The following is a 13,425-nucleotide window of genomic DNA, read 5'->3' on the forward strand; positions in this document are numbered from 1 at the left end:
TCAGCCCTGGCGTAATATCAATCAGGTTATTCCAGAATTCCTTTCACTATTTGCACATCCTGAATCCCTAATCCGGTTAAATCCGCTAAGGTAATCTGCTGATCATTATCTCTGAAAGGCACGCCCTGAGCTAAAACTGTACCCATCTCGATTATAGTGTGATGTGCTAATAGCCGCTGTTGAAATGCGGATGAAATTTCACCAAATTCAGTGCATTGCGCCCATGAATCTACCAAAATTTTGTCAGCTTTTGCCACCAGCTCCGGGGCCAGTTCATGTTTACCTGCGCCATCAGCTCCGACGGCGGTAATGTGTGTCCCAGGCTGGATATCAGCAGCGTGCAAAATAGCCTCTCGGCTAGGGGTGGTGGTGACAATAAACTGGCAGTGACGGCCTAACTCCGCAGCATCCAAGGTGGTATTGACTTCAAAACCCTCTGTCTGTGCGTATTGGCGGTACTCTTCTAATGCGGTTTCACTGCGGCCCCATACCCATAGCTGGCGACACGAAATCACGCTTTTCAGGTACATCAGTTGCAACCGCGCTTGCATACCTGTGCCGACGATGCCGATGGCGCGGATATGTTGTGGCGCACACAGTTCGGCCACAATGCGCCCGGCCAATGCGGTGCGCAGGGCGGTTAGCCAGCCCTCATCGAGTAATAGCGCCTGAGGTTCACCGGTCTGGGCAGAAAACGCCATCATTAACCCCTGATTACTGGCCAGTCCTTGAGCTGGGTTATGATAAAAACCGCTTGAGACCTTCACTACAAATTGGCTATCGCCCTGCAAATAGCCACTTTTAATACAACAATCCCCCTCAGCTTGTTCAAACAGCAAATGCTGCACCGGTGGCATTTGTACCTGTTTTTGGCTAAACGCGATAAACCCTGCTTTAAGCAGTAACGTGACGGTATCAGCATCGAACTTGTCGAGAATCTGTTGCTTATTCAGAATAATCATGCGCTGACCGCTCCCAGGTATTTTTCCAGCACAATATTCTTGCCGCACAGCACTACGGCTACCTTTTTGCCTTGCCAGCGCGGTGCCAGCTTTAGTGCTGCCGCCAGGGCTACACCGGCGGCACCTTCAATCATCCAGCGGTCAGTGCGGGCAATGAGCCGCATGGCATCTTTGATTTCCTGTTCACTCACCAGCACTTTCTGGTCAATTAATTGCTGGCAAAGTGCGAAGGTTATTGCTCCCGGTTCTACGCCACCGGCGGTACCATCAGATAGTGTTTCTTGCTCCGCCACTTCTTGAATTTGGCCGTTTTCCAGGCTGGTATACATACTGGTGGCGTTGGCTGGCCAACACCCAATAATCTGAGTTTTATCTGAGAGTTTCTTCAGCACCGTGGCAATACCGGAAATCAATCCACCGCCGCCGACTGCCACAAATACCGCATCCAGATCGGGCTGTTGTTCAACCATTTCCATACCACAAGTCCCTTGTCCGGCAATAATCTGCCTGTCGTTATAAGGGGAGATATAGATTTTACCCTGTTGCTGTGCGGCACTATCCGCCGCCAGTTCTGCATTTAATGCATCACCAGGAATCAGAACCACATCCCCGCCCAGTGCGCGAATGGCTTCTAATTTGATTGCTGCTGCCTGCTCTGGTGCGTAAATGGTGGCCTTCACCCCGGCCAATTTTCCTGCCAGCGCCATGGCTTGCCCGTGATTACCGGTAGACGCGGTGATCACGCCGCGTTGGCGTTGCTGGTCAGTTAATAAACGCAGCTTGTTACTGGCTCCGCGAAATTTAAAAGAACCGGTGTGCTGTAGATGCTCACATTTGAGATAGATGTCACAACCACTGTGTTGGGACAGCAATGGACTATATTCCAGTGGTGTCACCCTCACCTGTGGGCGTAATGTCTGGTGGGCCTCTTTGATAGCATCGAATAAGGTGTTCATATCGGTTCCTTTATATTTTTATTTTTCAATAGATTGCTTGCAACAAACTGCGGGCAGCCCTCAGACAATCTGTATGCCATAATGACATACAGATTTAGCAAAAAAACGTTATTTGCAACCTAACATAAAAGAGTTGATAGCATGAACATGCAAAAATGCGATTCCACACCGGAACAGCAACTCACCTTTGATCCTCGAGGTCATCAGCTCACCAATATCAACGTTTGGACGCCGGATAGCCAATGGCTGGCATATGATGTACGCCCTAATGGCAGTACGTTTAGTGGCTTAACCATTGAGCGGGTTAATTGCATAACCGGTGAGATTGAGGTTATTTATCGCGCTCAGCATGGCGCGCATGTTGGCGTGGTGACCGTTAGCCCTGATATGCCAGCGCGCTATGTGTTTATTCATGGCCCGGAACATCCGGATAGTCACTGGCATTATGATTTCCATCACCGGCGAGGGGTAATTGTCACTGAGCCGGACAGAGAACTGGCGGTCACATTGGATGCCATGGATATCACGCCCCCCTTTACTCCTGGCGCGCTGCGCGGAGGCAGCCATGTGCATGTTTTCAGCCCTGACGGCAGCCGCCTGAGTTTTACCTACAACGACCATGTGCTACACGAGCAAGACCCTGCTCTGGATTGCCGCAACGTGGGCGTGGCCTTGCCTTTGCATGGAGTCAATCCACCTAAGCAACACCCGCGTGAATATGATGGCAGCCATTTCTGTGTGTTAGTGACTCGAACTACCCCCACGCCCCTGGCGGGTAGTGACCAAATAAACCGCGCTTATGAAGAGGGTTGGATTGGCTCGCAGGGTTATCTGAAAACGGACGGTACTCGCCAGCGCTGGGCATTGGCATTTATTGGTGACACGCTTTCGGCGCAGGGCGAAAAAATTCCGGAAATCTTTATTGCTGATTTACCAGAGCATGACCGGGATTATGCTCGTGCGGGCGAAGAGCCATTAGAGGGAACTCAAACCACCATGCCAGCTCCACCCGCAGGTGTCAGGCAACGGCGGTTAACCTTTACGGCTGAGCGGCGTTTCCCAGGGCTGGCGATCAGCCCACGGCATTGGCTGCGAACCTCACCCGATGGCAGTGCCATTGCTTGTTTAATGAAAGATGATGAGGGGGGGGTGCAGTTGTGGCTGGTTTCACCCAATGGTGGTGAACCACGACAACTGACATTTACGGAGGGGGGGATTCAGTCGGCATTCAGTTGGCATCCACAAGGGCACAGCCTGGCATTTGTGTGTGATAACAGTGTGATGCAGTGTGATAGTACAACCGGTCAGTTGCGGCGATTGACCGCGCGGAGTGCTGTTGCACCCATGACTGACGCGGTGGTATTTTCGCCCGATGGCACTAAAGTTGCTTTTATGCGGGAAATTGACGGATTGGCGCAAATCTTTACCGTCAATGTAGGCTAAATCATTGTACGGGCGTGCCGGCGGGGTGAGCTGCTGACTGATTCTGCGCTTCGGACTGATGGATGCGCTCGCGTGGGGAGCTGGCCATTTTATCTTCGTTGCCAGATCGCATGTAATCATAGGGCAGAAGCAGAGTGTCCATCACCGCTGAGAACGGCAAATCTACTGCGAGCAGGGGCCGCAGCGCCCAACCGGTATTATCATCTTTGAGCATCGCCACATTGGCTTCAGTACCGGAGTAATAACCCTGACTGCTACTGGTGTGCGTCATAATACTGGAACAGCCGCCGGACAAAAGCAGCGAACAGCCGGTAACAAAAGGGATAACTGTATTTTTCATTGTTTTTTTCAGCTCTCATCATACCGGGGAGTTACAGGTTACAAGGTTCAACCCACTATTAATGCCAGGTTTTGACATGATTTTTACACCACCTTACAGACAGTTCCTATGGTGAAAGATTCAGTCTTGTGACGTAACTTTATCTAAGTGTAAGTTATAACAGCGCATTTATCGAATAATGAGATTAATAAACTTCTTATTAAGATTTTTCTTGTGAAATTTTTTTTGATTTTGCTCTTGAAAAGAAGATTGTCGACCTCATTTTATTATCAGGTCAGAGAGAATACGCCGACAGGGTATTCAGACCAACAGCCTGTCCAGAGTGGAAGGCTTAATACAAAATATGACAACATCCTTGCTAATATATTTAGGAGGCAGTTTTTATGCGTAATTCCGAGCTTGCACCACTGTATCGTTCAGCTATCGGTTTCGACCGGTTATTTAATCTATTAGAGTCCGGCCAGAATCAAAGTAATGGCGGTTATCCTCCTTATAACGTCGAATTGGTCGATGAAAATAACTATCGCATCGCGATCGCGGTAGCAGGCTTTGCAGAACAAGAACTGGAAATTGTCACTCAGGATAACCTGTTGATTGTTCGCGGTTCTCATGCCAATGAACCAGCGCAACGAACTTATTTATATCAAGGTATCGCTGAGCGCAACTTTGAACGTAAATTCCAGTTGGCTGAGCACATTAAAATTAAAGGTGCCAATTTAGTCAATGGTTTGTTGTATATCGATCTGGAGCGTTTAGTACCAGAAAGTTTAAAACCACGTCGTATTGAAATTAAATAATAGGTTTAGTAAATAGTTTTTCAATAATGTGACTAATTCACATTATTCATAACTGAGCCAAGTCTGCCGTAATCGGGGACTGATCGGCTTTCTATTATCTCGCTTCAAAGAAGGAGTTATATATATGCGTAATTATGATTTGTCACCTTTACTTCGTCAGTGGATTGGTTTTGATAAATTAGCCAGTTCAATGCAGGGCGGTCAGGATTCTCAGGGGTTCCCTCCCTATAATATTGAGAAAACTGACGATAACCACTATCGCATCTCACTGGCATTGGCCGGTTTTAAACAGAGCGAACTGGATATTGAAGTAGAAGGCCCGCGTTTGACTGTGCGCGGTAAGCCAACACCGGCTGAAAAACAGGTTGAATACCTGCATCAAGGTCTGGTGCGTAAAGAGTTCTCATTGACCTTTACTTTGGCAGAGCATCTGAATGTTGATAATGCTCAATTTGAAAATGGCCTGCTGCACATTGATCTGTTGCGCCAGGTACCAGAAGCACTGCAACCACAGCGTATCAGCATTGGCAGTGCCGCTCCTCAAGAGCATCAGGTGTTAGATAATCCAGTTGCAACTGAGCAATCAGAACAGCAGTAATTATGATGACCGGCACCTCTGCCTGAGGTGCCGGTGACGAATACCCCTCTCCTTGTATTGTCCTTTTAGTATTAAACTTTTCCGTGTTTGTTTTTTCACCGGAGAGATTCCCCGCTCTCCGGTGCATTTTGTGGTGCATCCCACATTCACTAGTCCCCCCTTCTGACAGAATCCTTACTAACTATAAGAATTTAAGGCCATGTATGACCAAATAACATTCCACGTGGCCGACCAGTTTTTAAACTTAGGCAAGGAAGTGATTTATGAGTGCTATCGCCCTTACCGTCAGTATGTTGGCGCTGGTCGCCGTATTGGGGTTATGGATCGGTAATTGGAAAGTCTATGGTGTGGGGTTAGGTATCGGTGGGGTGCTATTTGGCGGCATTATCGTGGGCCATTTTGCACAAACTTACGAACTGGTTCTTAATGGAGACATGCTGCATTTCATTCAGGAATTTGGCCTGATTCTGTTTGTTTATACCATCGGTATTCAGGTGGGGCCGGGGTTCTTCTCCTCACTGCGAGTCTCGGGGTTGCGGCTTAATTGCTTTGCTATCCTGATGGTTGTTGTCGGTGGGTTAGTGACTGCAATTATCCATAAATTGTTTGCTGTACCGCTGCCTATCATTCTGGGGGTATTTTCAGGTGCGGTCACTAACACCCCGGCTCTGGGGGCAGCACAGCAAATCCTCACTGATTTAGGCTCGCCACCCCAATTGGTCAGCCAAATGGGTATGGGTTATGCCATGGCCTATCCATTCGGCATTTGCGGTATTTTGCTGGTGATGTGGCTGATCCGTTTATTCTTTAAAATCAACGTTGATCGTGAAGCAAAAGAGTTTGATAGCAGCCATGGGCAGAACCGTGAATTGCTGCAAACCATGAACGTGGCGGTACGCAACCCCAATCTGCATGGTCTATCAATGCAGGATGTGCCGTTACTGAACAGTGATGAGGTGGTCTGTTCCCGCTTGAAGCGCGGTGATTTGTTGATGGTTCCGTTGTCAGGCACCGTCATTGAGCTGGGTGACTATCTGCATTTGGTCGGGCAGCGCGAGGCTTTGGAGAAAGTGCGACTGGTGGTCGGGGAAGAGGTAGATGTCACCTTGTCTACGGCCAGCACGGTGTTGCAGACCGCCCGTGTGGTGGTGACCAATGAGGCTGTTTTAGGTAAGAAAATTCGCGACTTAAACCTGAAACAGAAATATGACGTGGCAATCACGCGATTAAACCGTGCCGGGATTGAGTTAGTTGCCAGTAACAATGCCAGTCTGCAATTTGGTGACATTCTTAATTTGGTGGGGCGACCGGAAGCGATTGAGGCCGTTTCTGCTGTTGTGGGTAATGCGCAACAAAAACTGCAACAAGTTCAAATGCTTCCAGTCTTTATTGGTGTCGGTCTGGGGGTGTTATTAGGGTCAATCCCACTGTTTATTCCGGGGTTTCCGGCGGCGCTGCGTTTGGGGCTGGCGGGTGGCCCGCTAGTGGTCGCACTTATCCTTGGGCGTATTGGCAGCATCGGCAAGCTATATTGGTTTATGCCGCCGAGTGCCAACCTGGCCTTGCGTGAACTGGGAATTGTGCTGTTCTTGTCGGTGGTTGGATTGAAGTCTGGCGGTGATTTCATCAATACGTTGGTCAATGGTGATGGGCTGGCGTGGATTGGCTACGGGGCGATGATCACCGGGATACCGCTACTGACCGTGGGCATTCTGGCGCGCATGCTGGCTAAGATGAACTATCTGACACTGTGTGGCATGTTAGCCGGTTCAATGACTGATCCACCGGCATTGGCCTTTGCCAATGGTTTGCACCCCACCAGCGGTGCAGCAGCACTGTCTTATGCCACTGTTTATCCGTTGGCGATGTTTTTACGAATCATGTCGCCGCAGATACTCGCTGTGCTGTTCTGGACACTATAGCGGGTAGTTTGGTCGGCAGCTATGGTGATGACTAAGTGGAAAGGATAGGCCGAAGAGTAAAGCGTCCGCGCCAGGGAAGGCGCGGCTCGAGCCCCCAGGGATGGGTTTACGGCGTCTTTACGATCGGCCTGTTCTCTCCACTCTTACTCTGTTATTGAAGCTAAGAATGGCTGTTTTACTTTGCTTCCTGATACGCCAACTCAATTTCTTCGGCCAGAATCGCCACACCCTTTTCGATATCTTCCGGTGCAGGGACATAATTCATCCGCATGCACTGATGAGTATGCGGCCAGTCATATTCCAGACCGGGGAAGAAGTAGTGGCCAGGCACCATCAACACACCGCGTTTTTTCAGGCGTTGATACAACAGCTCGGTGCTGATCGGCAAATCTTTGAACCATAGCCAGAGGAATATCGCCCCTTCCGGTTTATGGATCAGGCAGCGTTCCGGCGGTAAGTATTTGCGTAGGATAGCAATAGTTTGCTGTACCCGTTCAAAATAGAATGGTCGGATGACCTCGTTGGATAAACGCAACAAATCACCACGCTCAATCATTTCGGCGGCAATCGCCGGCCCCAAACTCCCCGGCGACAAACTGATAATGCCATTCATATTAGTGATGGCTGAAATGACTTTCTCATCGGCAATCACTATCCCGCAGCGCGAACCGGGTAGGCCCAGCTTCGACAAGCTCATGCACAGAATGATATTCGGGTTCCACAGCGGTGTGGCATCGGAAAAGATAATGCCGGGGAAGGGCACGCCATAAGCATTATCAATCAATAACGGAATACCACGTTGCTGGGCAATAGCATCCAGACGAATCAACTCTTCGTCAGTAATGACATTACCCGTCGGGTTGGTGGGGCGCGAGACACATATCAGGCCGATATCATCGGTAATATTAAGGTGTTCAAAATCGACGTGATATTTGAATTGCCCTTCTGGCAATAGCTCAATATTGGGTTTGGCAGAGACAAACAAATCTTCGTCGAGGCCTGCATCGGCATAACCGAGATACTCCGGTGCCAGCGGGAATAATACCCGTCGACGGTTGCCATCGGCATAGCGGCCAGCGAATAAATTAAATAAGTAGAAAAACGCGCTTTGACTGCCATTTGTCAGTGCAATATTCTGTGGCTCAATTTGCCAACCCAGCTCATCGCGCAGCATTTTGGCCAGTGCTTTTAGCAGCAGATCTTTCCCTTGTGGCCCGTCATAATTGCATAACGCTTCGGTCAATTGGCCGCGTTCCAGCATGTCCTGACAAAGTTGTTGGAAATAAGCATCCATCTCGGGAATATGCGCCGGATTACCCCCGCCAAGCATGATAGAACCGGGGGTTCTCAGGCCGTCGTTGAGGTCGTCCATCAGTCTGGTGATACCCGCGTAGCGGGTGAATTTGTCGCCGAAAAGTGAAAACTTCATAAATGAAAATTTATTGTTATCCGTAAGTGAACAGCTACCATACTCGCAGATAAAAGCGGACGCAATGCGGAAAGAATTCTTCCTGCCGAGTGAAAATATCGGCAGGAAGTGTTATTGCAAAATAATAAACTGCTTTACTCTTTTTTATCTCCGACCCAAACCACCAATACTTTATCACCCTGGTGTTGGCGACTAAAAGCATAGTAATCAGCGGTTTGTTGTGACTGCTGCACACCTGCACCAATCGCTGGATGGCGGGCGCGGAACTGACTGACTTTTTGCCAGTGCGCCAACAGCACGCCTTTTTCTCCGGTCAGTTCATGCCAGTTCATATCCGAGCGGGTGCCTTGCAAGGGATCAGATCCGGTAGGGCCGAACTCTCGTCCACTTTCATCGCCATAGAAGATTTGCACCGCCCCTGGAGCCAGCAGCAGCAGATCACCCGCACGTTGCTGTTTCACCAAGGATTGTTGTGCGTCATCTTTAAAAAACAGCCGGGTATCATGGGATGAAATATAACTCAACACATTGAAACCTTGCAGTTTATCTGCCATTTGTTGATAAGTGCCGTCAATGGATGAGAAGCAGGTCAGTGCTTGTTTGGCTTGATCCTGAAAATCAAAATTAATCATGGCATCAAAGCCGTTCTGGTAATAATCACTCTTCATCACACCGTGGCCCCAAGCCTCTCCGGTCATCCAGAAGGGTAAGTTGTCCAGCGCCTGATCCGGGTGAGCCGCTTTCCACTCGGCCAGAGCCGCAGTGCTTTGCTGCTTAAGTTGTTGCCAGGCGGGTTTCTCGACATGCTTGGCGGTATCAACACGAAAACCGTCGATACCATAATCGCGAACCCATTGACTCAACCAATGCGTGAGGTAATCACGCGGCGTGGCTCCGGCAATTTCTCGCGCTGCGGTATCGGGTTTATGGCGATAAAACACCGGCAAACCACTGGGTTGGGTAGACTCGGTTTTGATGTCCGGCAGGAAAGCCAGCGACATGGTAAGATCGTCATAGCCGGGAGAGTCATAATCACCAATATCGGTGCGGATCCATTTCTTACCCCACCAATTATCCCATGCGGCTTTATCACTAAAGTTGATGTAATCATTAAAACTATGCCAGGTTTGCCCCTTGCCAGGTGTCCAGTCCGTCCAGTTTTTACCCAGTGTTTTTTCCAGTTGATCACCTTGCAAATACAGCGCGCCGAACTGGTAGCTCTGCATATCTGCCAGAGTGGCATATCCCACATGATTCATAACTACATCAAATAGAATGCGGATACCGCGCTTATGGGCCTGCTCCACCAGTTTATGCAAATCCTGTTCGGTGCCCATATTGGCATCCAGACGAGACCAATCCAGGCCGTAATAACCATGATAGGCGTAATGCGGGAAGTCACCTTTGGTACCGCCCCCGACCCAGCCGTGAATTTGCTCCAGTGGGGAAGTTATCCACAACGCATTGACCCCAAGCTGTTGCAGATAATCAAGTTTTTCGGTTAGGCCAGCCAGGTCACCACCATGGAAAGTGCCGATTTCCTGCATGCCATCACTGTGGCGGCCATAGCTGTGGTCGTTGTCCGGATTACCGTTTTTAAAACGATCCGTCAGCGCAAAATAAACCGTGGCGTTTTGCCAGCTAAAAGGAGCCGCATGCTCGGTCTGTGCTGACTCTAGCAGCAATAATCCGCCACTCTCAGGGCTGGGTTGCAGTGTGATTTTACCGAGAGAAACTTTTGTTGTTTGACCAGAGTAGAAATCCCGCACCATCTCACCTTCAGTGAAGGTCTTGCTGACATCAATCGTCACCGGCTTTCCATCCCAGCGCTGACAACTGTGAGCCACGACTTTGACGGCTTCCGCCACCGGCTCTTTGATGTTCAAGGTGAATGTAGGCGTACCGCTGCGGGTATCAATACGCACCTGATATTGACCATCGCGGAACAGCTTCCACTGGATATCAGCCTGATTCTGGCAGGGTTGCAGCGAAAATGTCTGATTCAGTTTCACCGGCCCGGTTGGCTGCCAGCACTGTTTATCTTGATAAAACTTAAGGGGATATTCACCTTTGGTGAGTGCGCTGCTACTCAGAAAAACGCCGCTATCTTGTTCAGTAAACGCCGGGAAATGCTGAAGTGACCAGCTCGCCATGGCTGCTGGCGACAGGATTAGCAGCAAAGGGAGCGTGAGATGTTTCATAACGCGTCTTCCTTGGGTCTGAGAAACGTATAAAGTTTTATAAATATCAGAGTGCCAGACGGCGAAGAAATAGCCTCATCCCTGAGCAGTTTTTATAGGGATGAGGGCAGCGGATGAGGGGGGATTTGGCCTGCGAACAGGCCAGTAGAATAATTTATGCTTGCTGCAATACCTGCGGGTTGACGCAGTTTTCTGTGACGGTGCCAGTCAGTGCCGCAATCAGGTTATCTACCGCGCAGGCCGCCATGTTGTAGCGGGTTTCATGGGTGGCGGAACCAATATGTGGCACAGCAACCACATTCGGTAATTTGAGTAATGGCGAATCCACTGGTAGTGGCTCTTGTTCAAAAACATCCAGCCCGGCAGCATGAATAGTGCCATCTTGCAGCGCAGCAATCAGTGCCTGCTCATCCACCACCGGCCCACGACCCGCATTGATCAAGATGGCGCTGGATTTCATTTTAGCCAGTTGCTCGCGGCCAATCATATGGTAAGTCTGTTCGGTCATCGGCAAAGTGATACAGAGGAAATCCACCTCGGCTAGCAAGGTATCGAGTGAGCAGCGGCGAGCACCAAAGCGCTTTTCAGCTTCTTCATGTGGGCGGCGGCTGGTGTACAGCACCGGCATGCTGAAACCAAAATGTGCCCGTTGAGCCAGCGCCATACCAATCCGGCCCATGCCGAGAATACCGATGGTTTTGTGGTGAACATCGATACCAAACCAATCATCACCGATGCTGTCTTGCCACTCTCCGGCTTTCACGCGTTCAGCCAGTTCTACCACCCGCCGCGCACTGGATAGCACCAGTGCCATCATAGTATCTGCCACGGTTTCGGTCAGAACGGTAGGGGTGTGCATTAAGGCTATTCCGCGCTGGCTCAGCGCATCGACATCAAAATTATCATAACCAACAGAGATGGTTGAAGCAGCTCGCAGTTTCGGTGCACGTTCCAAGAAAGCCTGATCAATTTTACCGCCAGAACCGATAAGCCCTTCTGCTTGTTGCAACACATCATCTGGAACCGGTGCTAAACCATCAAAACTGTTCACAGTAAAATATTGCTCTAAACGCTGATGCAGATCGGCAGGAATACTTTTGTACAGCACGATAGATGGCTTCATCACAACCTCAATGACTTTGGGTAAATAGGATTAAGATTTAAAGCCAGAATAACAGCAACTACCGGTGCGGGATCAAGCGCTAATCAGCCTCATAATGTTACGGCTAATTAAAGTGCCAACCCGAGTGAGCAGGTTGGCACATCTGATTTTATAGCACTTCGTGGCTGGCAACGCTGTTAACCGGCAGGGTTTGGGGGCGAATGGCCGCGCAACGTAGCGCAGTAATGATCGCCAGTGCCGGGGCAATTGTATACAGAGTAAATAGCCAGTGAGCGGTGTTTTCGGCACCCGCGACACCGCCGGGAGCATTAAGGCCGGAAAGGTTCGCCACCATACCCGCTATTGCTGCCCCGACGGCGGTGGCAAACATCTGTACCGTGGTAATCGAGGCCCCGGCGATATCTTTATCTTCTTCCGCCGCCACTTGTAGAATGCGGGTCAGCAAGTGTGGCCAGCCAAAGCCGATACCAAAGCCCACTAATGTTAGCGCGATGGCGATGGGGCCCATCTGCTGCCAACCGCCCAATGAACTTACCGGCATTAGGATGGCGAGTGCAATGATTCCCACCAGCACAATAATTGGGCCGCTAATAATCGCCCAACGAATACCTGACTTTTTCCAGCCAGCACTCATCACCTCAGAAATTGTCCAACCCGCAGCCATAGTGGCGGCGATATAGCCAGAAATCAGCGGCGACTGTCCGTGTATGGTTTGTAGGAAGTAAGGAACAAAAATCTCACAAGTAATGCCGATCGCCAGTAAAGAGATGGTGATATAGAGTGCGGCCAAGGGTGAGCTAAGGCGCAGCGCCCCTTTCGGCAGTAAACGCGAGGTGGCTCGGGATTCTATCCGCAATAGCAGTGCTAACAGTAATACTGCCAACATGATACCCACCAGATTTATCAGGCCACTGCTGGCAATGCTGCTGGCGGAAATGGTCAAAACAATTGCGGTTAATAGCACCAGTTGGATGACCGGCAGTGTTGAGGTGACAGCAGTGCTGGATCTTCCTTTCGGCAGGATGCGCCAGGTAAAAATGGCATAAATCAGAGTCACCGGCAGCAATGTCCAGAAAGCAAAACGCCAGGCGTTCATTTCTGCAAATATCCCGCCAATTGCCGGGCCAATCAGTGTCGCCACCCCCCACATTCCTGAAATGAGCGCCATCGCCCTTGGCCACAATGATTGCGGAAACACCAGATTAATCATGGCGTAAGAGAGTGCGAACAGAAAACCGCCCCCTAAACCTTGCACGGTTCGACCAACCAGCATCAGCGGCATATTCGGTGCCATGGCGCATAAGGCACTGCCTAGCATAAAGGTCAGTGAGGCAAACAAATAGGCGCTGCGCGCACCATAACCACTGAGCAAACGGGCAGATAATGCGGAACCGAGGATCGACGCGGTGACAAACAGGGTGGTATTCCAGGCGTATAAATTCAGGCCATTAATCTCCAGCACTACGGACGGTAAAATAGTGGTGGCGATATAGATATTAATAGCATGTAACACCACCCCACCCGACAGCGCTATGGCAAAAGCCGCATTTTTGCCGGAGAACAAATCACTCCATCGGCTTGCATCATTCATTATCACGTTATTCATCCTGCCAGAAGTCTGGTTATTGAGTTGAGCGGGTTGTTACGATAAAGT

The 13,425-nt window shown here is 49.9% G+C and carries 11 protein-coding genes; 4 read left to right on the top strand and 7 right to left on the bottom strand.

The features are described from left to right. Window positions 1-26 precede the first annotated feature (26 nt). Entirely contained in the window at window positions 27-962 is a 936-nt protein-coding gene (locus HU019_RS03675; RefSeq protein WP_174848286.1) for an ornithine cyclodeaminase family protein, read from the bottom strand. After that, entirely contained in the window at window positions 959-1,918 is a 960-nt protein-coding gene (locus HU019_RS03680; RefSeq protein WP_174848287.1) for a threonine/serine dehydratase, read from the bottom strand. The genes HU019_RS03675 and HU019_RS03680 overlap by 4 nt, the downstream gene beginning before the upstream one ends. 141 nt (window positions 1,919-2,059) lie before the next feature. On the opposite strand from HU019_RS03680, the gene HU019_RS03685 reads away from it, so the two are divergent. Continuing rightward, the gene (locus HU019_RS03685) at window positions 2,060-3,361 is read left to right on the top strand and encodes a DUF3748 domain-containing protein (protein WP_174848288.1); all 1,302 of its coding nucleotides are present in this window, start codon (window positions 2,060-2,062) and stop codon (window positions 3,359-3,361) included. A gap of 1 nt (window position 3,362) precedes the next feature. On the opposite strand, the gene HU019_RS03690 is transcribed toward HU019_RS03685, so the two are convergent. Continuing rightward, window positions 3,363-3,701, bottom strand: coding sequence for a YceK/YidQ family lipoprotein (locus tag HU019_RS03690; RefSeq protein ID WP_174848289.1), 339 nt, complete (start codon window positions 3,699-3,701; stop codon window positions 3,363-3,365). A 383-nt stretch (window positions 3,702-4,084) separates the two neighbouring features. Here HU019_RS03690 and ibpA point away from each other — a divergent pair, with 383 nt between their 5' ends. The 3 genes from ibpA to HU019_RS03705 all read left to right on the top strand — a co-directional run bounded on the left by ibpA (window position 4,085) and on the right by HU019_RS03705 (window position 7,018). Further along, window positions 4,085-4,498 (top strand): small heat shock chaperone IbpA, encoded by a 414-nt coding sequence (gene ibpA, locus HU019_RS03695; RefSeq protein ID WP_046694351.1) that lies wholly within the window; start codon window positions 4,085-4,087, stop codon window positions 4,496-4,498. A gap of 124 nt (window positions 4,499-4,622) precedes the next feature. Beyond that, window positions 4,623-5,096 carry a small heat shock chaperone IbpB gene (gene ibpB / locus HU019_RS03700; RefSeq protein ID WP_005161076.1) on the top strand — a complete coding sequence of 158 codons (474 nt, stop codon included), beginning with the start codon at window positions 4,623-4,625 and terminating at the stop codon, window positions 5,094-5,096. Window positions 5,097-5,359: 263 nt separating this feature from the next. Continuing rightward, window positions 5,360-7,018, top strand: a complete 1,659-nt coding sequence (locus HU019_RS03705) for a putative transporter (RefSeq protein WP_174848290.1) — start codon at window positions 5,360-5,362, stop codon at window positions 7,016-7,018. Between the two features lie 175 nt (window positions 7,019-7,193). Here the strand turns inward: HU019_RS03705 and HU019_RS03710 are convergent, their stop codons facing one another. The 4 genes from HU019_RS03710 to HU019_RS03725 form a co-directional block, all read right to left on the bottom strand. After that, window positions 7,194-8,447 carry a valine--pyruvate transaminase gene (locus HU019_RS03710; RefSeq protein ID WP_174848291.1) on the bottom strand — a complete coding sequence of 418 codons (1,254 nt, stop codon included), beginning with the start codon at window positions 8,445-8,447 and terminating at the stop codon, window positions 7,194-7,196. A gap of 134 nt (window positions 8,448-8,581) precedes the next feature. Then, window positions 8,582-10,648, bottom strand: coding sequence for an alpha-amylase (locus HU019_RS03715; protein ID WP_174848292.1), 2,067 nt, complete (start codon window positions 10,646-10,648; stop codon window positions 8,582-8,584). A 154-nt stretch (window positions 10,649-10,802) separates the two neighbouring features. Beyond that, entirely contained in the window at window positions 10,803-11,771 is a 969-nt protein-coding gene (gene ghrB, locus HU019_RS03720; protein WP_174848293.1) for a glyoxylate/hydroxypyruvate reductase GhrB, read from the bottom strand. 148 nt (window positions 11,772-11,919) lie between these two features. Beyond that, window positions 11,920-13,362: an MFS transporter gene (locus HU019_RS03725; protein ID WP_174848294.1), complete on the bottom strand. Its 1,443-nt coding sequence runs from the start codon at window positions 13,360-13,362 to the stop codon at window positions 11,920-11,922. Window positions 13,363-13,425 lie beyond the last annotated feature (63 nt).

Source organism: Yersinia artesiana (assembly GCF_902726545.1).
GTDB classification, from domain to species: Bacteria; Pseudomonadota; Gammaproteobacteria; order Enterobacterales; family Enterobacteriaceae; genus Yersinia; species Yersinia artesiana.